The organism is Kitasatospora sp. NPDC087861 (genome assembly GCF_044742585.1).
Lineage (GTDB): Bacteria > Actinomycetota > Actinomycetes > Streptomycetales > Streptomycetaceae > Kitasatospora.
This window is the reverse complement of sequence record NZ_JBIUUS010000044.1, coordinates 26,327-50,507: the sequence shown is the minus strand read 5'-3', so window position 1 is coordinate 50,507 and position 24,181 is coordinate 26,327. Positions and strand designations below refer to the sequence as shown.

15 protein-coding genes are annotated in these 24,181 nt (G+C 73.1%); 9 read left to right on the top strand and 6 right to left on the bottom strand.

What is annotated here, in order from left to right; all coding sequences use genetic code 11:
* Positions 1 to 412 precede the first annotated feature (412 nt).
* Positions 413 to 2,260, top strand: coding sequence for a protein kinase (locus ACIOJE_RS36240; RefSeq protein WP_400782361.1), 1,848 nt, complete (start codon positions 413 to 415; stop codon positions 2,258 to 2,260).
* A gap of 79 nt (positions 2,261 to 2,339) precedes the next feature.
* Here the strand turns inward: ACIOJE_RS36240 and ACIOJE_RS36235 are convergent, their stop codons facing one another.
* Positions 2,340 to 5,309, bottom strand: coding sequence for an AfsR/SARP family transcriptional regulator (locus ACIOJE_RS36235; protein ID WP_400782358.1), 2,970 nt, complete (start codon positions 5,307 to 5,309; stop codon positions 2,340 to 2,342).
* Between the two features lie 278 nt (positions 5,310 to 5,587).
* Here ACIOJE_RS36235 and ACIOJE_RS36230 point away from each other — a divergent pair, with 278 nt between their 5' ends.
* From ACIOJE_RS36230 to ACIOJE_RS36215, 4 genes are all read left to right on the top strand, one after another.
* On the top strand, positions 5,588 to 5,911 hold the full coding sequence (locus ACIOJE_RS36230) for a PadR family transcriptional regulator (RefSeq protein ID WP_280685895.1): 324 nt from the start codon (positions 5,588 to 5,590) through the stop codon (positions 5,909 to 5,911).
* A complete protein-coding gene (locus ACIOJE_RS36225; RefSeq protein ID WP_400782356.1) occupies positions 5,908 to 6,810 on the top strand; it encodes a hypothetical protein in 903 nt (300 codons plus the stop codon). Before ACIOJE_RS36230 ends, ACIOJE_RS36225 begins: the two co-directional genes overlap by 4 nt.
* Before the next feature lie 136 nt (positions 6,811 to 6,946).
* The gene (locus ACIOJE_RS36220; protein WP_400782353.1) at positions 6,947 to 7,816 is read left to right on the top strand and encodes a DUF4184 family protein; all 870 of its coding nucleotides are present in this window, start codon (positions 6,947 to 6,949) and stop codon (positions 7,814 to 7,816) included.
* A 92-nt stretch (positions 7,817 to 7,908) separates the two neighbouring features.
* Entirely contained in the window at positions 7,909 to 11,058 is a 3,150-nt protein-coding gene (locus ACIOJE_RS36215; RefSeq protein WP_400782351.1) for an AfsR/SARP family transcriptional regulator, read from the top strand.
* 5 nt (positions 11,059 to 11,063) lie between these two features.
* On the opposite strand, the gene ACIOJE_RS36210 is transcribed toward ACIOJE_RS36215, so the two are convergent.
* Complete coding sequence (locus ACIOJE_RS36210) at positions 11,064 to 11,279, bottom strand: hypothetical protein (protein ID WP_280685865.1); 216 nt, start codon at positions 11,277 to 11,279, stop codon at positions 11,064 to 11,066.
* Between the two features lie 265 nt (positions 11,280 to 11,544).
* Here ACIOJE_RS36210 and ACIOJE_RS36205 point away from each other — a divergent pair, with 265 nt between their 5' ends.
* Positions 11,545 to 12,636: a chitinase C-terminal domain-containing protein gene (locus tag ACIOJE_RS36205; RefSeq protein ID WP_400782347.1), complete on the top strand. Its 1,092-nt coding sequence runs from the start codon at positions 11,545 to 11,547 to the stop codon at positions 12,634 to 12,636.
* On the opposite strand, the gene ACIOJE_RS36200 is transcribed toward ACIOJE_RS36205, so the two are convergent.
* Entirely contained in the window at positions 12,576 to 13,271 is a 696-nt protein-coding gene (locus tag ACIOJE_RS36200) for an alpha/beta hydrolase (protein ID WP_280685867.1), read from the bottom strand. The two genes, ACIOJE_RS36205 and ACIOJE_RS36200, sit on opposite strands and share 61 nt — an antisense overlap.
* A 155-nt stretch (positions 13,272 to 13,426) precedes the next feature.
* Positions 13,427 to 16,219: an ATP-binding protein gene (locus ACIOJE_RS36195; protein ID WP_400782345.1), complete on the bottom strand. Its 2,793-nt coding sequence runs from the start codon at positions 16,217 to 16,219 to the stop codon at positions 13,427 to 13,429.
* 395 nt (positions 16,220 to 16,614) lie between these two features.
* Here ACIOJE_RS36195 and ACIOJE_RS36190 point away from each other — a divergent pair, with 395 nt between their 5' ends.
* Together ACIOJE_RS36190 and ACIOJE_RS36185 are read left to right on the top strand one after the other, a co-directional pair.
* A complete protein-coding gene (locus ACIOJE_RS36190) occupies positions 16,615 to 19,398 on the top strand; it encodes an SdrD B-like domain-containing protein (RefSeq protein ID WP_400782342.1) in 2,784 nt (927 codons plus the stop codon).
* A gap of 125 nt (positions 19,399 to 19,523) precedes the next feature.
* A complete protein-coding gene (locus ACIOJE_RS36185; protein WP_280685870.1) occupies positions 19,524 to 20,318 on the top strand; it encodes a hypothetical protein in 795 nt (264 codons plus the stop codon).
* A 141-nt stretch (positions 20,319 to 20,459) separates the two neighbouring features.
* Here the strand turns inward: ACIOJE_RS36185 and ACIOJE_RS36180 are convergent, their stop codons facing one another.
* Positions 20,460 to 21,764 (bottom strand): right-handed parallel beta-helix repeat-containing protein, encoded by a 1,305-nt coding sequence (locus ACIOJE_RS36180; protein ID WP_400782339.1) that lies wholly within the window; start codon positions 21,762 to 21,764, stop codon positions 20,460 to 20,462.
* Between the two features lie 100 nt (positions 21,765 to 21,864).
* On the opposite strand from ACIOJE_RS36180, the gene ACIOJE_RS36175 reads away from it, so the two are divergent.
* Entirely contained in the window at positions 21,865 to 23,079 is a 1,215-nt protein-coding gene (locus ACIOJE_RS36175; RefSeq protein ID WP_280685872.1) for a Dyp-type peroxidase, read from the top strand.
* A 44-nt stretch (positions 23,080 to 23,123) separates the two neighbouring features.
* Here the strand turns inward: ACIOJE_RS36175 and ACIOJE_RS36170 are convergent, their stop codons facing one another.
* A complete protein-coding gene (locus ACIOJE_RS36170) occupies positions 23,124 to 24,161 on the bottom strand; it encodes an SDR family NAD(P)-dependent oxidoreductase (RefSeq protein ID WP_400782336.1) in 1,038 nt (345 codons plus the stop codon).
* Positions 24,162 to 24,181 lie beyond the last annotated feature (20 nt).

Genomic DNA, 24,181 nt, shown 5'->3' with positions numbered 1-24,181 from the left:
CGCCGATGGTACTGCAGGGGGGACCCTGTGGGAGAGTAGGACGCCGCCGAACAATCATTCAGAAGAACCCCCATCCGGGAAACCGGATGGGGGTTCTCTGCATTTCCGGGCCGGAATCGGAGCCGGGGTGCGGCGATGACTCCGGGGGAGAGGCTGGTCCAGGCGCGGCTGGAGCGGAGCCGGTCCGGGGAGGTCGCACCGCGCGGGCGTGCACAGGGTGTTGACGGCTCGTCGACGCGTGGGGGCTGTGGGGTGGGAATGGCTTGAGTCGAGCGTGATTCATAAGATGGCAAGTCAGTAGTTATTTGTCGGTGTCATGATCTGCGGAGGGCGCCCAGGACCAGGGCGCGCCCGTGGATCCGGGCCGGTCCCTGGATTCACTCCGGTCCTCGGGCTTGATTCAGGGAGAACCATGCATGGCACCGTGCTCGCCGACCGCTACCGGCTGGTGGACTGGCTGGGCGGTGGGTCGATGGGCGACGTGTGGCTCGCCGAGGACGAGGTCCTGGGCCGCCGGGTGGCGGTCAAGGTGGTGAAGCCGGCCCTGCTGGACGAGTCCGGCTTCGCCGAGCGCTTCCACGACGAGGCCCGCGTCATGGCGCAGCTGCGGCACCCGGGCATCGTCGGCGTGTACGACTACGGGCACAGCGTCGCGGACGGGCAGCGCTCGATCGGCTACCTGGTCATGGAACTGATCGAGGGGGAGCCGCTCAGCGCCGTGCTGGAGCGCCGCGGCGCCCTGCCGGTGGCGGAGACCCTCCGGACGGCGCTCCAGGTCCTGGAGGCGTTGGAGGCCGCGCACGAGTCGGGAGTGGTCCACCGGGACATCAAGCCGGCCAACCTGATGGTCCGTGCCGACCGGACGGTGATCGCGGACTTCGGCATCGCCCGGCCCGGCTGCGACGCCCGGCTGACCGTACCGGGGATGGTGCTCGGCACCGCCGCCTACCAGGCGCCGGAACAGGCCTCCATCGGGACGGTCACCGCCTCGGCGGACCTCTACGCACTCGGCGTCGTCCTTTACGAATGCCTCGCCGGGAGGCTGCCCTTCGACGGGGAGACCGCCCTTGAGGTGATCCTCAAGCACCTGACGGAGCCTCCGCCACCGCTTCCCGAGGACGTGCCCGCGCCGGTTCGGGCGCTGGTCGAGCGGGCGATGGCCAAGGAACCCGGCGAGCGTTGGCCCGACGCGGCGACGATGGCCGCAGCGGTACGGGACGCCCTTACACCGGTCGGGGAGAAGGCGCCGCCGACCCCGGACCGGCCCCGGCAGGTCGCCGGACGCGCACCGCGGGTCGGGCTCCGCCTGCGCAGGCTGATCGGGGTGACGGCGCTGTCGCTGCTCTGCATGGCCGGGGCCGCCGGAGCGACGGTGATCCCGCCCGACCAGGACGGCGCGCCGGACAGCACCGTCGTCGCCGGGCCGAAGGCCGGCCTCGCGGGGTCGGGCGATCCCGCGCCGGTGGAGGTCGCCCGCCCGCTCGCCGAACAGCAGCCCGCCCAGACGGCGGTTCCGGTGCCGTCGGCCGGACCGGGAGCGGGTGAGAGTCCCACGCCCGGCGCCGAGCCCGAACCGGTCGCCGGGCGGACCCCCGTCGCGCCGCCCGTCCGGCCCGGTGTGCCCGACCCCGCGTCCACTGTGCCCGCCGGCGGCCAGAACCCCACCGCGCCCGCGCCGACCTCCGCCGCGCCGCCCGTCCGGCCCGGTGCGCCCGACTCCGCCTCCACTGCGCCCGCCGGCGGCCAGAACCCCGCCACGCCCGCGCCGACCTCCGCCGTCCCGTCCCAGCCCGCCTCCCGCGAACCGGCCACGCCCACGGCGTCGGCGACGGCGACGCAGCCCACCCAGCAGCCGAAGCCGCAGCTGCCCACCATGGTGCAGATCAGCGGCACCGACGGCGCGCTGGACAATTCCCAATCCAGGGACCAGGACGGCAACGAGGTCGACACCTACGTCGTCAACGGCACGCTGGCGCAGACGTGGCGGTTGGAGAAGGTGGCCGAGGGGACGTACCTCCTGCGCAACGGCTCCAGCAACTTCGCCAAGGTGCTGGATCTGGACTGGAAGACCGGGCGGGTGCAGATCTGGACGAATCCGCCGGGCGCCGACAACCAGGCCTGGTCCTTCGTGCCGGTTCAGGGCGGCTACCAGATCGTCAACTTCTGGAACAAGGGCTGCCTGACGTCCGACGGGATCGCCCACATGGCCAGAGTGGCGGCCTGCTCGAACGCGGCGAACCAGGTGTGGACGCTCTCCTGAGCCGACGGACCGGCAACTGGACGAAGCGCGCCCTCCGGGGGAGCACACCGGGAGCCGAACGCAACCTCCGGACCGGGGGTCACGCCGGCAGCCAGGACGGCCACTGCCGGCGGGGCCGGTCGGCAGGCCGGCCGAGGCCGATCAGGGCGTGCAGCCGGTCGGCTTCGGGGGAGCCGATGGCGGCCAGGATGTCGTAGGCCTCCGACCGGCACGCCCGGGCCGCGTCCTCGGTGGCATCGCGGTCGGCGAGCGCGTCACCGAGCGCCGCCAGGGCCAGCCCCCGCCCTCGGCGGTCGCCGTCGAGCGTCAGCACCTCGACCGCCCGGTCGGCCGCCTCCACCGCCTCGTCGCTGCGGCCGACGGCGCGCAGCGACTCGGTGAGCCGCAGGAGCGTACGGCCCGTCCGGCGCCGGTCGTCCGGCCGCAGCAGGGCGAGGGCGCCGCGGTGGTGGCGCAGGGCCTGCTCGAACTCGCCGCGGTCGTGGGCGATCGTCCCCAGCGAGTCGAGGGCGAGCGCCTGGAGCTCGTGGTCGGCGAGGTGGTGGCAGATCAGCAGGGACTGGTCGACGACGCGGACCGCCGCCTCGAACCGGCCGAGTTCGGTGAACGCGCCGGCCAGGTTGAGCAGTTCGCCCGCCACCGAGCGCCGGTCGCCGAGCCGCTCCCAGACCGAGATCGCCGCCGTGAAGCCGTCGACCGCGTCGCCCGGCCGACCGACCTGGACGAACAGGGCGGCCAGGGAGGCGTGGGCCAGGGCGAGCAGCGGACCCGGCAGGTCGTGGGCGGTGCACAGGTCGCGGGACCTGAGCAACTCGCCGAGGGCCGCGGGTTCGGAGCCGACCTCGGTCAGCAGCCGTCCGAGCACCAGCCGGGCCCTGACCTCGGCCGTTCGGTCGCCCTGCCGGACGGCGGCCTGAAGCAGGACCTTGGCCGCGTGTCCCAGCGGCCGGGTGGCCTGGCCGGTCTCGCACAACAGGCTGCACCCGAGCAGCAGTTCGGCCACCAGATCGAGCCGGGTCGGCTCGTGGAGCCCGGCGTACTGGCCGACCAGGGCGCCGATGCCGTGGTACTCGCCGCGACCGCGGGCCACCGCACGGGAGTCGGGAGCGTGCAGCGCACCGGCGCCGGGCAGGGCCGCGCGGGTGGCGGACGGGCCGAGGGCCGCGATGGTCTCGGCGTGGTGGCGGATCGCCAGGCGGGTGAGGACGGCGGCCGGGCGGTCCGCCTCCGCCTGCGCGTCCGAGCTCGCCGTCGTATCCGGGGTGAGCCGCTGGGCGAAGGCGCGCAGCAGGTCGTGGAACCGGTAACGGTCCGGTGGCACGGTCTCCAGCATCGAGCAGTCGACCAGTGACTCGGCCAGCTCCTCGGCCGCGTGCTCGGGCAGGCCGAGCACCGCCGCCACCGCGCCCGGCGACAGATCGGGCACGTCCGGCACCGCCAACAGCCGGAAGGCGCGCGCCTGATCGGATGTCAGCTGGTCGTAGCCGAAGCGGAACGCCGACTCGACGGCGAGGTCCCCGGTGCGCAGCACATCCAGTCGGAGACGATTCTCGGACAGCTTGTCGAGCAGCCGGGCCATGCTCCAGTCCGGCCGGCAGGCGAGGCGGGCGGCGAGGATGCGCACGGCCAACGGGAGATGGCCGCAGAGCCGGACGAGTTCCCCGGCCGTGTCCGGCTCGGCCCGCAGCCTCTGCTCGCCGACCACCTGGCCGAGCAGGCCGAGGGCCTCCTCCGGGGCGAAGGCCGGCAGCTCGACGACGTGCGCGTTGGGAAGTGAACCGAGCCTGGCCCGGCTGGTGACGAGCACAGCGCAGCCGGGCCGGCCGGGCAGCAGCGGCCTGATCTGTTCGGCGTCCCGGGCGTTGTCGAGAACCACCAGCACACGTCGGCCGGAGAGCAGTGAGCGGAACTGGGCGGATCGTTCGGCCGGCTCGACGGGCAGCGTGTCCGCCGGCACGCCGAGGGCGCGGAGGAAGGCGCCCAACACCTCCTCGGGCGGGGTCGGGTGGCCGTCGGCCCCGTGCAGGTCGACGTAGAGCTGGCCGTCGGGGAAGTCGGCGGCCAGCCCGTGCGCGACATGGACGGCCAGGGCCGTCTTGCCCACGCCGCCCAAGCCCGACACGGTCGCCACGGGCACGGTGCGGGGGGCGAGCAGGACGGTCCGCAGCGCCTCGGTCTGCGCCTCGCGGCCGGTGAAGTCGGCGAGGTCGGCCGGGACCTGGGTCGGCGGTCCCGGCGGCTGGTACGGCGGGCGGGCCGCGGCGGTGCCGGTACGGGGTGCTGCGGGGGCCAGGAGAGCGGGCGTCACGAGAGTGGCGTCGGCCACCAGGATCCGGCGCTGCAACTCGCGCAGACCGGGCCCGGCGGCGACGCCGAGCTGTGCCTGCAGCCGCCGGTCCGTCGCGCGGTACACGCTCAGCGCCTCGGCCTGCCGGCCGGCCCGGTAGAGGGCGAGCATCAGCAGCTCGGAGAACCGTTCCCTGAGCGGGTGTTCGGCCGCGACCGCGGTCAGTTCGGCGACGGCCTCGCCGGACGGTCCGGCCTCGACCTCGGCCTCCAGGCACGACTCCAGGACGGTCACCCGGCGTTCGGCCCACTCGCCGCGCTGCCGCTCGGCATAGGGGCCGGGGAGCCCGGACATCGGCTCGCCCTGCCAGAGGGCCAGCACCGAGCGGAGCGTGGCGGCGGCGTGGGCGTGCTCCCCGGCGCCGCGGAGTTCCTTCGCCTCGCCGACGAGCTCCTCGCAGCGGTCGATGTCCAGTCCCCCGGGGTCCACGGTGAGCAGGTAGCCCCCGCCGAGCGAGGTCAGCGCGGTGGGCCCGAGGATGCGGCGCAGGCGGTGGACGTACGTCCGGATCACGGCCGTGGGCTTGGCTGGCGGATCCTCGCCCCACAGGTCGTCGACGAGTTGACCGAGCGACACGGTGTGGTTGGCCCTCAGCAGCAGCGAGAGGAGCAGGCTCCGCTGTTGCGGTGACCCGAGCGCGAGCTCGCCGCCGTCCCGCCACCCCCGCACCGGTCCCAGCACCGCGAACCGCAACTCACCCACCAGCTGTCCCCATCCACCCGCAAACGAACCCCCCGGCGAATGATACCGACCGCATCACCCCTGGTCAGGGGGTTGCCCTCGGCACCTGGATGCCGTTGACGCAGGTCGGCGGGCTGATGCCGGGGAGCCGGACGGCGTGGAAGGGCTCCTGGCGGCGGGCGCGGGCGCGGGCATGGGCGTCGGGCGGCGCGGGCGCAGGTGCGGGCGTTCGTGGTGGGGCCGGTCGCGTTGAGACGGTCCGGCGGGGTGACTATCGTCGTGGGGTGAGTGAGCGTGTGATGCAAGAGCCCACCTTGATGGTGTTGACCGCCCTCGCGGATGCACCCCGGCATGGGTACGCCATTGCGCAGGAGGTCAAAGCGATGACGGGCGGCCGTGTCTCGTTGCGTACGGGCGCCCTGTACGGGGCCCTGGACCGCCTGCTGGCCGACGGCCTGATCGACATCGAGCGCGAGGAGATCGTCGACGGCCGGGCCCGGCGGATCTTCACCCTGTCCTCGTCGGGGCGGGAGCGGCTGGCGGTGGAGGCCGAGCGGCTGGCGGCGGCGGCGAAGGAGGCCACTCGCCGCCTGTCCGTCGCGCAGCCGCCGGCGGCCACATGATCGAGCACGTGCTGCGGCTCTATCCCGCTGCCTACCGACGGGCCCATGGTGGGGAGATCGTCGCGACCTTTCGCGAGATGACCGCGGGCGAGCCGCTGGGTTCGCGGCTGCGGGAGGGTGCCGGTCTGGCGGCGCACGCGGTGAGGATGCGGATGGGGCTGGGGTCGGCGGCTTCCGTCGCGAAGGTTCTCGGTCTGGCGTACCCCTTCGCCCTGGCCGCCTCGGCCGCCGCCTGCGGCCTGCACCTGCTGCGCTGGTACGCCGCCTTCGTCTCCTCGCCCACCCCGTGGAGGACGCAGCTCGGGGTCGATCTGGAGGGGGCGTGGGGTGCGCTGCTCGTCTCGTCGCTGGTCGTGTTCGCGGGAGCGGCGGCGGCGTTGGCCGGCCGCTGGAGGGTGGGGGTGCCCTGCACGGTGGCCGGGCTGCTCTCCTTCGCGGTGGCCGCGGTGGTCAGCGGGCCGGCGTTCGGTGACCCGGTCGTCACTCCGGCCGCGATGGTCCTGGCGGCGGCCGTGGTGCTCGCCTGCCCGCCGGACCGGCGGGTGGAGAGCGTCGCGGCGGGGCGGGCGGGCCTGGCCGGTGCCGTGATCGCGCTTGTGGTCGTGCCACGGGCGGCCGTCGACGCGCACGGCGTGCCGTGGGTCAGTACCGACTACGGGTGCTGGCCGCTGCTCGTCCTCGCCGCGACCGGCGTCGCGCTGACCTGGCTCAGCGGATCACGAGGCGGTCGCGAGCTGGCGGCCATGGCCCTGGCGTCCCCGCCCCTGCTCGCCCACGCGTACACCGTGGCGTGGGGCGAGGCGGCTGTTGTCGCGGGTGTGGTGGCCGCATGGCCGGTCACTGCGGCGATCGCCCGTCTTGCCGGCCGCCTGAAGCGGGCCGGACGCCCCCTCCTCTGACCTCTGACCTCTGACCGGCCTGTCGAGGTCGAGCACCCACACGGGTGCGACGAGTGGCGTCCATCGCCGGCCCATTAGTCCGTTTGACGTAGCATTCCGCTCGACGGACTATTGGGTCCTGTGCGAGAGGAGACTCATGCCGTTCACCCTGTCCCACCCCGCGGCCGTACTGCCGTTGCTGCGGCCGCCCTTCAGCCGGACCGCACTGGTGGCCGGAGCCGTCGCACCGGACCTGCCCTACGTCGTCGTCGCCACGGGCCTGCCCGTCAGTGCGCAGTCCTGGTACGAACCCTTCGTCAACGCCACGACCACGCACGGAGCGTCGGGGGCCGTCACCGTCACCCTGCCGTACGCCCTCAGCCTGTGCGGACTGGTCCGGGCCGGCCGTCGCCCGCTGGCGTCCCTGCTGCCGGTGCCCGTCGCCCCGTCGCGGCCCCGGACCGCCGGCACGCTGGTACGGCGGGCCGGGTGGATCGTGCTGTCCGCCCTGATCGGCATCGCCACGCACCTGGTCTGGGATGCCTTCACCCACCACGACGGCTTCGTGGTCACCCGGGCGCCCTGGCTCAACTCCAGCCTGGTGGGTGGCCTCACCTGGGCTCGGGCGCTGCAGCACGCGAGCACGATCGGCGGCCTGGCCGCCATCGCGGTGTACGCGTGGCGCAGGCGGGCCCGCCGTGAGGGGCAAGGTCGCGCGAGGCCCGACAGCGCAACACGGCGCCCTGTCCTCCTCGCCATGGCCCTGGTCGCGGTCGTCGGAGCCGTCGCCCACGCCTGGTGGTGGCTGGCCGGCCCGGAGGCGGTGGCCACCGGGCTGCCGCTGGGCACCGTGATCGAAGGGGTGCTGTCCGACGCCGCGAAAGGCGCGGGCGCCGGCCTGATCGGCAGCCTGACCCTGTACGTCGTCGTGTGGTGGATCCGGCGCGCCGTCACGGCCACCCGCCCCCGCAGGAGCGGAGTCGGCTCCGGGTACGAGGATGCCCCGCGGGCGAACAGCGCCGCCTGAGGCCGGACGGCGGCGCCGAGGTGACGCCGGAATCCGGAACAACTCGTAGCGTTGGACGGAGAGTTCGGAGCCTGGCCGGAGAAGGGGAACACGTGCGGACGAGTCGTGATCAGGACCCGCTGAGTTTCGCGTTGCTCGGCGAACCGCGTGTGCGGCGCGCCGACACGGACGTAGACCTCGGCAGCCCGCAGCAGCGGTCGGTGCTGGTCGCCCTGCTGCTGCGCCCGAACGCGGTCGTGACGGGCGACGAGCTGATCGACGACCTGTGGGGAGACGAGCCGCCCGGTGCGCCCGACACCACCTTGCGCACCTACATGTGGCGGCTGCGGAACCTGCTGGAGCCCGTGCGCGCGAAGCCCACGGTGCTGATCTCCCAGGCGGGCGGCTACCGGCTGGCGATCGCACCGGACTGCGTGGACCTGTGGCGGGTCAAGCACCTGCAGGAGCTGGCCGGACAGCACGCCGCCGAGCGGCCGGAGGCCGCCCGGTACGCGCTGGGGGGAGCACTCGCCCAGTGGCGCGGGGAGCCGCTCGTCGGCCTGCCGGGGCCACTCATGCGCCGCGAGCGGGAACGGTTGTCGCAGCTGCGCCGCACGCTCCTGGAGGAGCGCCTCGCCCTCGACGTGGCACTCGGCGCCCCCGCCGACTACCTGCCGGAACTGGAGGAGCTGGCCGGTGACCACCCGTTCAACGAGCGTCTGCAGGAACTGCTCATCCGCGCGCTGCACCGGCAGGGCCGTACGCCCGAGGCGCGTGCGGTCCACGACGCGCTTCGATCGCGGCTGGTGGAGCAGCTGGGGATCGAACCGGGGCCTGCGCTCACGGAGTTGTGTCACGATCTCGACGTGGAAACCACCGAGCGATCGAGGGCCGCTCTGCCCGGCCCGGACTTACGGCCGGACGCACGGCCAAGCGCACGACCAGGCGCACCGGCATCGCCCGCGCCGGCCGACCGCGGCGACGGGTGCGACGTCCCGGACCAACTCCCGCCGGACCTGCCGCAGTTCACCGGACGGCAGGAGCACGTCGACCGGATCGGACAAGCGCTGACCGGACCGGCGCCGACCGGGCGGACCGGCTCCGGACTGCGGCTGGTGACCGTGACCGGGATGGCCGGGGTGGGGAAGACGACCCTCGCGGTGCGAGCCGCCCACACCCTGCGCCCGGACTTCCCGGACGGCCGGCTGTACGCGGATCTGCGCGGCGCCGACCTGGTGCCCGCGAACGCGTCCGACATCCTGGCGGACTTCCTGACGGCGCTCGGCATCCGGGCGGACGTCGTGCCCAAGGACCTCGACGGCAGGTCCGCGCTGTTCCGGACGGTCTGCGCGGGACGACGGCTGCTCATCCTCCTGGACAACGCCGGCGACGACGCCCAGATCCAGCCATTGCTGCCCGGCTCGTCCGACTGCGCGGTGATCGTCACTCGCCGCACGGCGCTCACCGGTGTGCCGTCGGTCCTGCACGTCGCGTTGGAGGTGTTCAGCGAGCACGAGGCGATCAGCCTGCTCGACTCCGTCATCGGCGCGGCACGCCGGGCCGAACAGACCCCCCAGGCCAGGATGCTGGTCGACGCCTGCGGCCGACTCCCCCTGGCCGTACGGATCGCCGGGGCCCGGCTCGCCGCCGCCCCGGACCAGCCGATCGCCGATCTCGTACGGTGCCTGGCCGACGACCGCGAGGGCATCGCCGCGCTCCGCACCAGCGACCTGGCGATCGAGCAGGTCTTCGAGCTCAGCTACCGGCTGCTCCCGGCGTCACCGGCCACCGCGTTCAGGATGCTCTCCTGGGCGGAACCCGACGTCGGTCTGGCGCAGGCGGCCGCAGTCCTGGGCCTGGCGGAGGACGAGACGGAGCGGCTCGCGGAGTCGCTGGTGGACCAGGCGCTGCTGGAGTCGACGGGCGCCGGGCGCTACCGCTACCACGACCTGGTGCGCGCCTTCGCCCGCCGGACGTCGCTGCGGACCGACGAACACGAACGGGCCACCGCCCGGCAGCGGCTGCTGGCCCAGCTGCTCACGTGCGCCCGCGCGGCCTTCGCACTCGCCGTGCCCGGCGATCCGCTCGCCGACGTCTTCGGCGAGCCGCTTCAGCAGCAGGACGGCCGTCCGGGCTTCCCGGTCTCCGCGGATGCCACGGGCTCCCCGGATTCCACGGTCTTCGCGGATTCCACGGTCTTCGCGGTCTTCGCGGATCTGGCGGAGGCCCGGCGGTGGGCGCGGACCGAGACACCCGGCGCCGTGGCGCTCGCGGCCGCCATCGCGACGGACACCCTGCACGGCGTCGCCGACGACAAGTCGGCGGCGACGCCAGAACTACGGTCGGCCGTCGACCTGCTGATCGCCCTCAGCCCGCTCGGCCTCGGCGGCGTCGGCGGCCGGGCGGAGGACGCGACCCGCATGCTGATGGCCGCCGCGGTCGAGGGCGGCGACCGTTTTGCGGAGGGCCGATCGCGGTTCCTGCTCGGCACGGTCCTGCTGGCCCGGGCCCGGCTCGGCGAGGCCGAAGCGCAAGCCCGGCAGGCCGCGCAGGCCTGCCGGGAGGCGGCCGATCCGGCCGTTCTCAGGCAAGCCCTCAACGACCTCGGCCTCATCGCCCAGGCCGAGGGCCGGCACGAGGAAGCGATCACCGCCTTCGACGAGGCGGTGGCCCTCGCCCGGCGACTCGGCCACCGTTCCGGTGAGGTGGCGAGCGCCGCGAACGCGGCCCTGTCCCGCATCCGCACCGGTCACGCGGCCAGGGCGGTGCAGACCTGCCGGCGGATGCTCACCGGACCCGGGGAAGGCGCCGGACCCGGGGAAGCCGTCGGACCTGGGGGAGCCGTCGACGCCGCGATGACCGCATACGTGCACTACGTCCTCGGCCTCGCCTACCAGGAGCTGGGCCGACTCGACGACGCCGCGGCGCAGCTGCGGTCCTGCATCGGCTGCGCGAGCGCCATCGGCGATCACGACCGCGAGTCGGCCGCCCGAAGCCGTCTGGCCGACGTCCTGCGCCTGCTCGGACGGCTCGACGAGGCCGTGCACCAGGCGGAGCGGGCAGTGGAGCTCGCGGAGAAAGGTGGGCGACAGCGCGAACGCGCCCTCGCCCACCTGGTGCTGGCCCACGCGATGACCGCCCGCAGCGACCACCGCGCCGCGCAGGATCAGGAGACGAAGGCGCGCCTACTGCTCGGTCGGCCGAGCACTCCGGAGACCACCGGCACGACGTCGATGCTGACCGCCCTGGCCACCGCCGACTGAACCCCTCACACCCCCGGAGGAAGGACGAGGCCGGTCCCGTTCCACACGATGTGCCCCGACAGGCAGTGCACGTTGGCAGACCCGCCGCAGACCTGCGCCGACGGCGCGGTCGGCGAGCTCTGCCGCACGGGATCTCCCGCGTTCACGGCCATGGCACCCAGGGCCGACACCAGAACCGCCGCACCGGCAACAGCCGTGCGGACGAGGATCGTTCGAAACACGGAAGACACTCCCTACTCATCTGTAACAAGGCGTCCGAACGTTCGCAGGAGCCGGTAGACAGCGCATCAACGTGCCTTTGACCCCGGCGCGGGGCGGGACGCGACGGGACGACCCGGCCCGGACACGGGCATCGACGGTCGTCAGGGGTGCCGGGCAGGCGTACCTCGCGGAGGGCGGGACCGGTGCTTCGACGGCGTGCGCCGGTCATCGACGCCAAGCGTTGATCAAATGTCCATCCGCGCTTCGTAAAGTCGCGCCCGCTTCATGTCGTCAACGGCGGGAAAGAAATGCACCACACGTCACCACGCTTCAACCACCCCCCGAGCGGGGTTCCACGGCACCGGCCGGCCGGTCGGCGCCGGGTCGAACCCGCTGTGGCACACCAAGAACCTCCAGGACGGCCGCACTCCCGGCTACCTGAGGTCCTACGGCGTCGACACCGGCCTGCCGAGCGGGCAGCTGACCGGGAGCTACGCGCCGAAGTACTCGGACGCGCTCCAGGCGCCCTGGCTGTGGAACGACACCAAGAAGGTGTTCCTGTCCACCGAGAACGAGAAGTCGATCGACGCCAAGGCCCGCTACATCGTCGACAAGGGCATCGGCGGCGCGACGATCTGGGAGCTCGCCGGTGACTACGCCCAACGGCCGGGCGGGGAATGGGGCATGGGCTACGACCTGACCACCCGTCTGGACAACGCCTTCAAGGGTGCCGGAGCCGCCGGCAGCACGAAGGCCGGCGGCCGGCCGCAGCCGGCCGAGGTGATCGACGTGAAGGCCGAACTGGTGGAATTCCCCACCGGGGAGAACGACTTCTACCCGGTCCAGCCGAAGCTGCGGATCACCAACAACTCCGGCGTCACGCTGGCCCAGGGCACCGAGATCGCCCTCGACCTACCCACCTCGATGCCGCCGATCGTCAAGGACAACGACTACAAGGAGATGAAGGGCCTCGCACCCGGCCACACCGGCCCCAACACGGGCGGCCTGAAAGGGGACTTCCACCGGCTCACCCTCACCCTCGGCTACTGCGAGGACCTGGCGCCGGGCGCCTCCCGGGACATCGACCTGAAGTACTACCTCCCGATCACCGGGCCGTCCAACGTGACGTTCAGGATCGGCGGACGGGAGTACGGCTCGACCGGGGACCAGCGTCGCGACGTCCGGACGGTGACGCCGCCGGCCCCCGCCACGGGCAGCTCCTGCCAGGCCCCGGACTGGCGCCAGGGCCAGGTCTACCGGCCCGACGGCGGACGGCTGTGGCGGATGTACGACAAGGGTGCTGCGGGGCCGGCCGGTCAGCGGCCGGCGGCGGCCTGCCGGATGAGGTCGGCCACCGCGGCGGGCTGGGAGACGTAGACGGCGTGGCTGCCGGGGACCTCGACCGTTGTGGCACCGGCCCGCTCGGCCATGGCGCGCTGGGCCGGCGGCGGGATCATGCGGTCGTCGGTCGCGACCAGGTACCAGGCGGGCTTCATGCGCCAAGCGGGCTGGAACGCGGCCCCGTTGAGGGCCTCGACGCCCCAGGGGACCTGGGAGTCGGCCATGAACGCGGCCAGGTCCGCGGGGACGTCCGCGGCGAAGGAGGCGGCGAACCGGCTCCGGTCCAGGAACAGGAAGCCGTCCCGGGGCGGCAGGATCGGCGGCACCGGGGCGCCGGGCGGCGGGTCGGCGATGAGGCTGCCCACCGACTCGCCCTTGTCGGGGGCGAACGCGGCGATGTAGACGAGTGCGGCCACCTTCTCGTGGTTGCCGGCCTCGGTGATCACGACGCCGCCGTAGGAGTGGCCGACCAGGACGGCCGGTCCGTCGAGGGCGTCGAGGACCTGGTGGGTGGCGGCGACGTCGCCCTCCAGCGACAGCGTCGGGTTCTGCACGATGCTGACGCGGTAGCCCTCCCCGGTCAGCTGCTCGTACACCCCCTGCCACCCGGAGCCGTCGACGAAGCCCCCGTGGACCAGGACGACGTTCGTGGGTCGTGCGTTCTCGCTCATCACTTCTCCTGTACTGATCTGTACGCATCGGACGGACGAGGTCACGTGGAGAACGGTAGGAGTGAGGGCGGGGCGGTCGATTCCGTCATGTGACGTACTTCGGGGAAGGGGGAGGAGGGGCAGCGGGAGGGGGAGGACCGGAACCATCGACGGACCTATCCCTCCTGGACCTGGTCGAGTGCGTCCCGCAGGGCGGCCCGGGAGGTGACACCCAGCTTCGGGAACAGCTGGTAGAGATGGGTGGAGACGGTCCGCGGAGACAGGAAGAGCCGCTCGCCGATCTGCTTGTTGGACAGGCCTGCGGCCGCCAGCTCCGCGATCTCCCGCTGCTGCGGCGTCAGCGAGACGCCCGTAGTCCTGGTCCGGGCGCGCACCGGGCTGCCGCAGGCGCGTAGCTCCTTGTCGGCCCGGTCGGTCCACGGATCGGCACCGAGCCGCCGGAACACGTCCGCGGCAGCGCCCAGGTGGGGGCGGGCCCGGGCCGAGGCCCTGCCGCGGCGGAGCCGCTCGCCGAAGTACAGCTGGATGCGGGCGTGGTCGAACGGCCAGCGCTCGGCCCCCTCGACGGCCAGGGCCTCGCCGAACCTGCGGACGGCCTCCTCGTCGTCCTCGGTGGCCAGGGCGGCGGAGGCGAGCAGGACCATGCGCAACCGCGGTGACACGGCGTCCAGTCCGGCCTCCCGGGCCGCTCTGATGTGGTCGACGGCCTTCTCGCGCCGGCCGGTTCGCACCGCGGCCTCGACCGTGTCGAGGACCACCCACAGCGCGTGCCCGGTGAACGGCGACAGTGATCCGACCGGCGTGATGGTGTCGGCGTGCCGGTAGGCCGCTTCGACATCGCCCTGCGACAGGGCGATCAGCGTCCTGGCATGGGCGGCGTAGCAGCGGACGGCGTTGGCGCGGCGGGACCCGGCCCACTGGTCCATCCGGTCGGCGAACGCGCGGGCGGTCGCGAAGTCGCCGCAGGCCGCGGACACGCAGGCCAGCACGAACGTGCCGGTCCAGGAACGCAGCGGATAGTCGAACTCCGCACACAGGCTCAGCCCGTGGTGGGCCACCCGTCGAAGCTCCGACCACTCGCCGGTGAACCAGGCATGGCTGCTCCACAGGAAGGAGGCCTGGATGGCGGGGAAGATGTTCTCGCCGGTGCGTCCGCCCCGGGCCGTACGCCGCAGCGGCTCCTCCAACGCACCGAGGCGGTCCGCGTAGGCGCCGGCCGTACCGATCCGCACGATCCGGATCGGATCCGACGTGCCGGGCAGTGCCGCGATGGCGGCGTCGAGCCGGGCCCAGTCGGACGGGCGGGCCCGGGCGGGGTCGGCGAAGGTGGCCCGCAACAACTGCACGGTGTCCGGGACCGAGGTGCACTTCGCGATCGCCTCGTCGAAGTCCGGCCACAACTCGGGCCTGCCGCCGTAGACGCACACCATCAGCAGGGTGGACAGCGCTTCGAGCACGGTGGCGTCGGTCGGGTCGTAGGGTGCGGGCTGGAGGGCGATCGCACCGCTGAGCAGGCGGTGCGCGGTGTCGATGTCTCCGTAGCTGTTGAGCAGGTACAACGCGGCAGCCACCGCGGCGGCCAGGGAGTCGGCATGCGGGGCGGCCTGTCGCGCGTCGTCCAGCAGGCGCGGCACGTCACGCAGGTCGCCGGTGAGGTTCGCGCCGACGTACGCCGCCTTGGCCAGCCGTCTGGCCTGCTCGGACCTGGCCGGGCTCAGCTCGGCGGCCCGCACCAGCGCCGCCACCGCGTTCGGCCCGTCGCCGCGGCGGGCGCTGACGTCGGCGGCCTCCTCGAGGAGGGCCGCGATCTGTTCGTCGGGTTCGACGGTGGCCTGCGCCAGGTGCCAGGCCCGCTGCTCGGGGACCCCGGTCCACGCCTGCGCGAGTGCGCGGTGGACGTTGCGTCGCTGGTCGCTGGTCGAGAGGTCCACCACCGCCGAGCGCATGAGCGAGTGCCGGAATCCCAGCCGGCCGGTCGTGTCGTCGACGTGGACGAGCTGAACGCGCTCCGCGGGAGCCAGGTGCTTCAGGCTGCACCGCCCGGCCACCGCCCGGCGGACGATCCGCAGGTTGCCGCTGCCCTCCAACGCCGCCACGAGCAGGAGGTGCCGGGTGGCCGCCGGCAGAGTCGTGATGCGGGAGGCGAAAGTCGACTGGAGCCGTCGGGTCAGCGGTATGCGAGCGGGCAGGGCCTGGGACGCGGCCCGCTGGGGATCGGTCAGGGCGGCCGGGAGCTCCAGCAGCGCCAGCGGATTGCCTTCGGCATCCGCCATCAGGCGCCGTCGGACCCGGGGGGCGAGCGCCGGGAAGCGACGGCGGAGCAACGCCTCGGAGGCGTCCTCGCTCAGCGGACCCAGCTCGTGCAGCGGAAGTCCGCTGTAGTCGAAGAAGCTCTCGTCCCCGGGTCTGGCCGCACAGAGCATCCCCGCGCCGGTGCCCGGCAGCTGACGGGCCACCTGCCCCAGCACGACGGCACTGGCCCGGTCCAGCCACTGCACGTCGTCCAGCACCAGCAGGGTGGGCAGGTCGCGGGAGAGGTCCGCGAGCAGCGACACCACGGCCTCGGTGACCGCGTCGTGCCCGGGTGCCGTGCCCCGCTCGAAGCCCAGGGCCGCGGCGAGGACGGGTACGCCCGCCGCTTCCGATCGGCTCTCGGGTGCCGAGGCCAGCAACTGCCGGAGAGCGCCGTAGCCGGCCTGCGCCCGGTACTGCACACCCACGGTCTGCAGGACCCGCACCCCTGCGGCCTCGGTCTCCCGGGCGACCGCGGCGAGCAGTGCCGTCTTCCCGACTCCCGGCTCCCCCAGCAGCACCAGCGATCCACCGGCACGCGGGATGCCGGCGAGGAAGGCACCGACCCGCTCCCGGTCGGCCTCGCGGCCGATCAGGGCGCCGTCCCCGTCGTCCGAACCGCCGGACGTGGTGGGACCGGTGGCTCCGTCTCCCATGACTGCACCTCCCCGGAGCGGCGATCGTCGAGACCCCCATGGCCGCCAGGGACACCGTAGTGACATAGTCGGCCGCTGTCCGGTGGGTGCGCCGATCTCCCGGGCGCCCCGGGTGCGAGTGACGCCGCCGCTTCCGGGCGCCTCGCCATGGCTATTCGTCGACTTTCCGACGGAAGGGCAGTCGGCTATGTCGAGGAAACCATGCGAATCCGTGTTCGTAGCCGCCCGCCTGTATCTGACGTGACGCCAAAATCTCCATTATGCCTGCGACTTGCGCAAGGCGCCTTTAAGCTTCGGTTAAAAGGCGGTTCTCCGTCACTCCGGGGACTTCTCGCGAGTCCGGGCACAGGCCTTCTCGACGATGAGAGTGGGTAATGACACCTACAAGTGATCAAATGGGCGGCTCCGCGCGCGGGCCGGGTCGGCGGCGGTCGGGTTTGCCCGGCCGCCGTGTCGTGGGGCGCGTCACGGTGCTCGCGCTGGGGATCGGCAGTTGCTCGCTCGCGGCGGCTCCGGCGGCGTTTCCGCAGGCGGGTGACGGGTCGGTGACGGTCCGGGTGGTGCGGGCGGTGGATGCGAGTGGGGTGTGGACGCCTGCGCTGGAGCCGGGTATCGCGGGTGTGCGGGTGACGCTCTCGGATGACGCCGGTGTCGGGATCGAGGGGGTGACGGCTGCGGATGGGACGGTGACGTTGGCGCCGGCCGTGGCGAAGCCCTCCGGTGGTAGGTACCGGGTGCAGGTGGTGAATCCGAAGCCGGGTGTGTTGTTCCCGGCGTTCGCCTCGCGGCAGGGGCTGGACGGTGCGCCGAACCAGCTGAGCAGTAACGAGGAGTTCGTCGACCTGTCCGGTGGCAAGAACGTGGCGTACACCACGGGGTTGTGGAGCCCGGGTGACTACTGTCAGAAGAACGCGACGCTGGTGACGACCTGCCAGCCGGCCACGCGTGAGGGCGGGGGTCAGCGCACGCTGGTGTCGTTCCCGTACAGTGCGCGCGGGCAGGACGGCGTGGACGTGAACGCGACGAGTATCGCCTCGGATGCCGAGACGGGCACGTTGTTCGGTATCGCGTGGAACAAGGCGGATCGGCGGGTGTTCTCCTCGGCGATGGCGAAGCGGACCACCGATTACGGTCCGGGTGGTGCGGGCGGGATCTATGTGACGGATCCCGCGCAGAAGAAGACGACGTTGTTCGCCACGGTGCCGGACGCGGGGGCGACGGTCCACGGCGGCGGCACGGACGACGCGTTCCTCGATGTGCCGGGGCGGGAGAGTCTGGGCGGCATCAAGGTCACCGATGACGGCAGGGACCTGTTCGTCGTCAACCTCAACGACCGCAAGCTCTACCGCTACGACGCCACCGTGCCCACCGCGGCGGCGCCGAAGGCCTCCTACCCGATCCCGGATCCGGGGTGTCCGACGGCGGGGGACTGGCGCCCGTTCGGCCTGGGCCTGCAGGACGCCACCGGCTACCTCGGCGGGGTGTGCTCCGGCCAGTCCACCGGCAAGCTCACGGACCTGCGCGCCGTGGTCCTGCCGTTCGACCTGGCCACGGGCGTGTTCGGCAAGGCGGTGCTGGACCAGCCGCTGGACTACCCGCGTCAGTCCACCGTCGGCTCGGGCCCGTGCGACGGGGCGGGCTGGTTCCCGTGGACGAGCACGTATCCGGACGCGCAGAACGGCCGCCCGTGCGGCAACGCGACCATCGCCCAGCCCGAACCGGAGCTCGGCGAGATCGGCTTCGAGACCGACGGCTCGATGCTGGTGTCCTTCCGCGACCGCTTCGGCGACCGCGCGCCGGCCTCGCCCGCGCCGAACTCGGTGGCGGTCGTGATGTCCGGTGGTGATCTGAACAAGGCGTGCCCGGTGAACGGCGTCTTCGTGCTGGACACCAACAACGGTTGCGGGCTGTCCCCGCGGGGGACGCGGTTCTTCGACACCACCTGGGGCGGTCACCGCAACACGGCGTTCGCGGGGATGGCGTTGTCCAAGGTGGAGAACACCGTCGCGACGTCCGCTTTCGACCCCAACCACACCGCTCTCGGCTACGGCACGTCCTTCCTCCAGCGGCGTGACGGCACGCAGGACCCGAAGTTCGGTCTGCGACTCAACCCGGCGGGGACGATCGCCCCGTTCGGCAAGGGTGCCTCGATGGGTGATCTGGAGGTGCTGTGTGACCAGGCGCCGCTGCAGATCGGCAACCGGGTCTGGTACGACCCCGAACGCAAGGGCATCCAGAATCCGGGCCAGAAACCCGTCCCCGGCGCGACCGTGAACCTGTACGACGAGTCGGGCAAACTGGTGGGCACCACGAAGACGACGGCGCGCGGCGAGTACTACTTCGACGACTCCGACGTCACCGGCGGCCTCAAACCCCACACCAAGTACACGATCAGGCTCGACAACCCGGCCGACTACGCCAAGGGCGGGCCGCTGTACCAGTGGGTGCCCACCGAACACGACATCGGCGACAACCACTTCATCGACTCCAAGGGCACCGTCCCCACCGGCGGGCAGTACCCCGAACGGGCACTGACCACCGGCGGACCGGGCGAGAACGACCACACCTACGACTTCGGATTCCGCCAACAGGAAGGCGCACTGCGCCTGGTCAAACACGACCAGGACGGCAAGCCGCTGGCGGGGGCGACGTTCCAGCTGTGGCACGAGACGAACGGCACCGACGGGCTGCAGCCCACCGGTGACAAGCCCGATACGGCGGTGGGGAGTCCGTGCACGACCGGGGCCGACGGCCTGTGTCAGGGTGCGGGTCTGCCGGGGACGTACTACTGGCAGGAAGTCAGCCCGCCCACGGGTTACGCGGCCCCGGACACCACGGTGTTCGGCCCGCTGGTTCTGACCCCGGACAACCTCACGGACGGCGTCTCGGTGACGGCGGTCAACCGACTCCTGCCCACCCCGTCGCCGACCCCGACCCCGACACCCACTCCCACCCCCACCCCCACACCGACGACGCCGGCCGTGACGCCGACGCCGCAGAGCCCGCCGGACACGCCTGCGGCGCCGACCGTACCGGCTCCGCCGCAGGCCCCGCCCGGCTCGCACCTGCCGAACACCGGTACGGGCCCGCTCGCACCGATGGCCCTTGCCGCCGTGGCGCTCACGGCGCTCGGTGGGGCGCTCGTCCTGGTGCGCAGGCGTAGGGCCCGACACCGGTAGCATCCGGGCCACGGCGGCCGGCGCTCGACGCGCCGACTGCCGGTAGGGCGGATCGGGCGGGTTCGCGGACCATCGGGTCCGCGAACCCGCCCGAGTGTTTGACCGACGTGAGAGAAGGCATCTTCATGGCCCGGAAGAAGACCGGCGGCCGTACGCCGCATCGGACCTTCTGGTTCAGGACACTGCTGGCGGTCGCGGTGTGCGGGACCGCGGCGGGTGGCCTGGCCGTCTACCAGACCGTCTCCGACGGCACCACGAGCCGGGCGGTGACGGTTGACGAAGCGTCCCGCATCGCGATCTCGCGCCTGAACCTGTATCAGGCGAGCCCGGCGAGGGTGACCCTCACCGCCGCCGAGGGCGGTGGCGTGGTGGTGCGGGTGGAGGGGATCGTGGACTACCGCACTCACCGCGCGGTGGGCAGCTACCGGGTCACCGGGGCCGCCGGTGACCTCGACCACGGCCTGATCGTCTGGGACGGCGACGGCCTGGGACTGGCGCCGAAGGCGGACGGCGCCGGCGGCCCGCCGTGGCAGCAGGCCGAGCACGTTCCCCGCTCGGGCTGGTCACCGCGCGCCTACACCGCGGACCCGCTGGACTCCGGACTCCGGCTGCTGATCCAACTCGGCGCGGACCGGCCCGACAACCCGCTGCTGCTCGCCCAGTCCGGGCCGCGATGGCTGGGCCGCGACCGGATCGACGGTCGGAGCTACGACAGGTTCTCCGGTCCGCGCTCCGGCGACGCGGCGCACGGGGCGGGGGCCGACGGCGAGTTGTCGCCGCTGACCTACTGGATCGACGGCGACGGCGGTCTGCGGCGGGTGACGATGCGGATGCCCGGCCTGGGCACGCCGACGACCGTCGAGATCACCGGGCGGGACGACGGCGCGAAACTGCCCGAAGCTCCCTGGGTCGCCGGCTGACCCGACTGCGGCCGGTGGCGGGTGCCGAAAGCGGCGTCGGCGAGGCTCCCCGGCGCCCGGTCGAGCAGTTCTTCCGATGCTTCAACCCGACCGCCGGGAGGCCTCGTCGGCGGCGACCCGCGTGCTCCGCGCCGACCGGGCTCAGCTCGGCTGCGGCATGGCGGCGATGTCGGTCGGCAGGGGGTAGCGGTTCGGATCGACCGGTCCGGGCAGGTCCGTCGCCGGGCGGCCGGGTGCCGCCGGGTCGGGCATCGACGGTTGGGCGGGCGGCACGGGGACGGAGCTGAACGGTGTGCCGGGTGGCGGCTGGACGGGGGCCGGCCGGCCGGCCGGGACGGCCTGGCGCGAGGCGGCGCCGCACCCGGCGAGCTCCTCCAGGCCGTTCGGGCTCTGCGTCGTGGGCGAGTTGCCGGTGAAGCAGTTGGTGGGGTCGGCCGAGGCCAGCACGAGGTCGGCGCCGTTGGCGGTGACCTGGTTGCCCTCGACGTGGTTGCCGCTCGCCGGGTGCCCGGGCGGGTCCGTGACGATGACCCCGGCCGCGCGGTTGTCCCGGACGAGGTTGCGCAGCACCTGGTTCGCGGTGCCGCCGCCGATCCCGACGCCGATGCCGAAGCCGCCGTCGGCCTGCTCGGGCGAGTCCGCGGCGTTGTTGCCGGCGATCACGTTGCCGGCGATCACCGCGCCGTGCTGCGGGGCGAGGGCCTCCAGGTCGTTGGAGTTCACCGTCACGCCGACGCGATTGCCGACGACGCGGTTGCCGAGCACCGTCAAGTTGTCCGAGGCGTTGGTGATCTCGATGCCGACCGCGTTGCGCTCCACCGTGTTGCCGTGCACCAGCGTGTCGCAGGGCTTGCACTGGCCGACGTAGATGCCGGAATCGGCCCCGCCGGAAGCGTAGGACTCCTCGATGACGCCGCCGCGCGCGTCGAAGGCGTAGATGCCGTAGAGCCCGTTGTTGTACGCCGTCACCCGGGAGGCCCGGAAGCCCTGCACCGGTGGGAAGCGGACGGTGTCCAGCGGGTCGTAGGCCGAGCCGCCGGCGCCGCGCCGCTGCAGCTGCTCGTCGGTGACGCCGGTGAACAGGACGCCGTTGGCGAGGTAGCCGCGGACGGTGAGGTTCTCCACCACCGAGCCGGCGCCGGTGACGGTGATGCCGTTGACGAGCCGCACACCGCCGTCGAGGACCACCGCGTTCCGGTCCGTGCCGCGCACCACCACCCGTGGCACGGTGACCCGCACGCTCTCGCGGTACACACCGGGTTGGATCAGCACCGTGTCACCCTCGCGGGCGATGTCCACCGCCTCCTGCACCGTGTGGAAGTCCTCCGGTACACGAAGGACGCTCCCGGCCGGATGCCGTGTGCCGGACGGCTTCGAATCCGTCGACGAGCAACCCGTGGCCGCCACCGCGACCAGGGCGACCAGCACCGACAGGTATCGCGGCACCGTCGCCCGGAACGCTCCGGACCGGGCGGCCCGATGAGGTGACAGGCCATGAGGAGAGGGGATTTGCATGACAGGTGTTCTATCGTCTCCAATATCGGCCATGCACACCGAACCGGGAAAACCGCAGGAGCCGGCCCGACCTGCCGCGACCGGTTTGGGACGCAGGGCCGTGCTCGCGGCCGGAGCGGTCCTGGCCGCCGGGATCGGCGCGGCGGCGGAGGCGGTGACGAGCAACATCCTCTCACCGGACGGCGGTTCGCCTGCCGGTGCACCGCCGCCGCCCGCGTCGGCGATCCCCTTCCACGGGCCCCGGCAGGCCGGTGTGACGGAACCTCAACTGCCCTCCGCGCAGCTGCTGTCCTTCGACCTCCCGCCGACCACCGCCGCCGCGGACCGGGAGGCCCTGCGCGCCGTCCTCGACGCGCTGACCCGAACGCTCTCCACCGCGGCCGCCGGCACGCTGCCCGACTCGCGCCTGCGGACCGGCGCCCCGACCCGGCTCGCCTCCCTGGTCGGTGTGGGCCCCCAACTCGCCTCCCGGCTCGGCCTGAACGTGCCCGCCGAACTGGCCGACCTGCCGCCGTACCCCGGCGATCGCCTCGACCCGACCCGCAGCCACGGCGATCTGCTGGTCCACCTGTGCGCCGCCGACCGCTGGACGCTGACCGTCGTCGCCGAACTGGCCACCACCGCCGCGAAGACCGCCGGCATCGTCCCCCGCTGGACCCAGTCCGGCTTCCTGCCCCACGCACTCCCGGGCGTCACGCCGCGAAACCTGTTCGGGTTCAAGGACGGCACCGCCAACCCCGACGACGCGGCCGCCCAGCAGTGGGTCTGGGGCCCGCCGGGGCCGCACGAGAACGGGACCATCCTGGTCTACCGCAGAATCCGCATGGACACCGGCGGCTTCGCGGCGCTCCCCGAGGACCGGCAGAACCTGGTGATCGGCCGCCGGGCCGGCGACGGCGTCCCGCTCACCGGCACCGCCGAGCACGACGACCCGGACATCTACGCCAAACACCCGGACGGCTCCTACATCATCCCCGCGACCTCCCACGTCCGGCTCAGCAGCCCCCGCCTCGACGGCGGCGCCCGCATGCTCCGCCGCAGCTACAGCTACGACGACGGCCTGAACGACCGCGGCCTGCTGTTCTGCGCCTTCATGCGCGACCCCGCCCTGTTCACCCGCGTCCAGAACCGCCTGACCGAACGCGACGCGCTGGCCCCGTTCATCGAGCACCAGGCGTCAGCCGTGGCCTACGTGCTCCCCGGCGCCGCACCGGGCGGGACGCTCGGCGAACAGCTCTGGACGTGAAGCCCCGCACCCGCGGTGCGGCCCGGCGTGCCGCAGCGGGGGCGTCAGACCTGGTAGCGGTCCGGGGCGAAGAGGTGCAGGTGGGCGGCGATCCAGTCGGAGGTGCGGCGCAGGCCCTCGTCCAGGCCCACCTGCGGCTGCCAGCCGGCCAGGTCGCGGGCCTTGCGGTTGTCGGAGAGGAGGCGCTCGACCTCGCTGCCGCCGGGGCGCAGCCGGGTCGGGTCGACCACGATCTCGGCCTCCCGGCCGGAGGCGACGATCAGGGCCTTGGCCAGGTCGCCGATCGACACCTCGGTGCCGGTGCCGAGGTTGACGACCTCGCCGAGCGTGCGGTCGGCGCGGGCGATGGCCAGGAAGCCTTCCGCGGTGTCGGTCGCGTAGGTGAAGTCCCGGGTGGGGGTCGTCGATCCGAGCCTGATCTCCGAGGCCCCGGAGTGGAGTTGGGCGAGCACGGTGGGGATCACGGCGCGGGCCGACTGGCGCGGGCCGTAGGTGTTGAACGGGCGGACCACCGAGACCGGCAGCTCGAAGGCGTGCCAGTAGGAGAGCGCCAGCATGTCCGCGCCGATCTTCGAGGCGGAGTACGGGGACTGCGGCTGGAGCGGGTGCCGTTCGTCGATCGGCGCGGTGATCGCCGTCCCGTACACCTCGCTGGTGGAGGTGTGCACCAGGCGGGCGCCGTGGCGCAGGCAGGCGGCGGCGACGTTCTGGGTGCCCGCGACGTTGGTCTGCACGTAGGCCTCGGGGGCCTGGTAGCTGTAGGGGATGCCGATCAGCGCGGCGAGGTGGAAGACGGTGTCGCAGCCGGCGACGGCGTCCAGGACCCGGCCGGCGTCCCGGACGTCGCCGGCGAGCATCTCCACCGGGCCGTCGGGGTCGGTGAGGTAGTGGGCCAGGTAGCCGCGCTCGGCGTACGGCTTGTAGTGCACCAGGGCCCGGACGCGGGCGCCGCGGGCCACCAGCAGGTCGACCAGGGTGCTGCCGATGAAGCCCTCGGCGCCGGTGACCAGGACGGTTCGGCCGGTCCAGTCCCGGTTCGGGGCGGGGGTGGTCGGGGCGGAGAGGGTGTTCGGGTCGGTCATGAGGTCCTCCGTGGGGGAGT

Bases quoted from the DNA above. Each gene is read 5' to 3' on its own strand.
- ACIOJE_RS36240 (WP_400782361.1), top strand. From the start codon at position 413: ATGCATGGCACCGTGCTCGCCGACCGCTACCGGCTGGTGGACTGGCTG.
- ACIOJE_RS36230 (WP_280685895.1), top strand. From the start codon at position 5,588: ATGCAAGAGCCCACCTTGATGGTGTTGACCGCCCTCGCGGATGCACCC.
- ACIOJE_RS36225 (WP_400782356.1), top strand. From the start codon at position 5,908: ATGATCGAGCACGTGCTGCGGCTCTATCCCGCTGCCTACCGACGGGCC.
- ACIOJE_RS36220 (WP_400782353.1), top strand. From the start codon at position 6,947: ATGCCGTTCACCCTGTCCCACCCCGCGGCCGTACTGCCGTTGCTGCGG.
- ACIOJE_RS36205 (WP_400782347.1), top strand. From the start codon at position 11,545: ATGTCGTCAACGGCGGGAAAGAAATGCACCACACGTCACCACGCTTCA.
- ACIOJE_RS36200 (WP_280685867.1), bottom strand. From the start codon at position 13,271: ATGAGCGAGAACGCACGACCCACGAACGTCGTCCTGGTCCACGGGGGC.
- ACIOJE_RS36195 (WP_400782345.1), bottom strand. From the start codon at position 16,219: ATGGGAGACGGAGCCACCGGTCCCACCACGTCCGGCGGTTCGGACGAC.
- ACIOJE_RS36190 (WP_400782342.1), top strand. From the start codon at position 16,615: ATGGGCGGCTCCGCGCGCGGGCCGGGTCGGCGGCGGTCGGGTTTGCCC.
- ACIOJE_RS36185 (WP_280685870.1), top strand. From the start codon at position 19,524: ATGGCCCGGAAGAAGACCGGCGGCCGTACGCCGCATCGGACCTTCTGG.
- ACIOJE_RS36175 (WP_280685872.1), top strand. From the start codon at position 21,865: ATGCACACCGAACCGGGAAAACCGCAGGAGCCGGCCCGACCTGCCGCG.
- ACIOJE_RS36170 (WP_400782336.1), bottom strand. From the start codon at position 24,161: ATGACCGACCCGAACACCCTCTCCGCCCCGACCACCCCCGCCCCGAAC.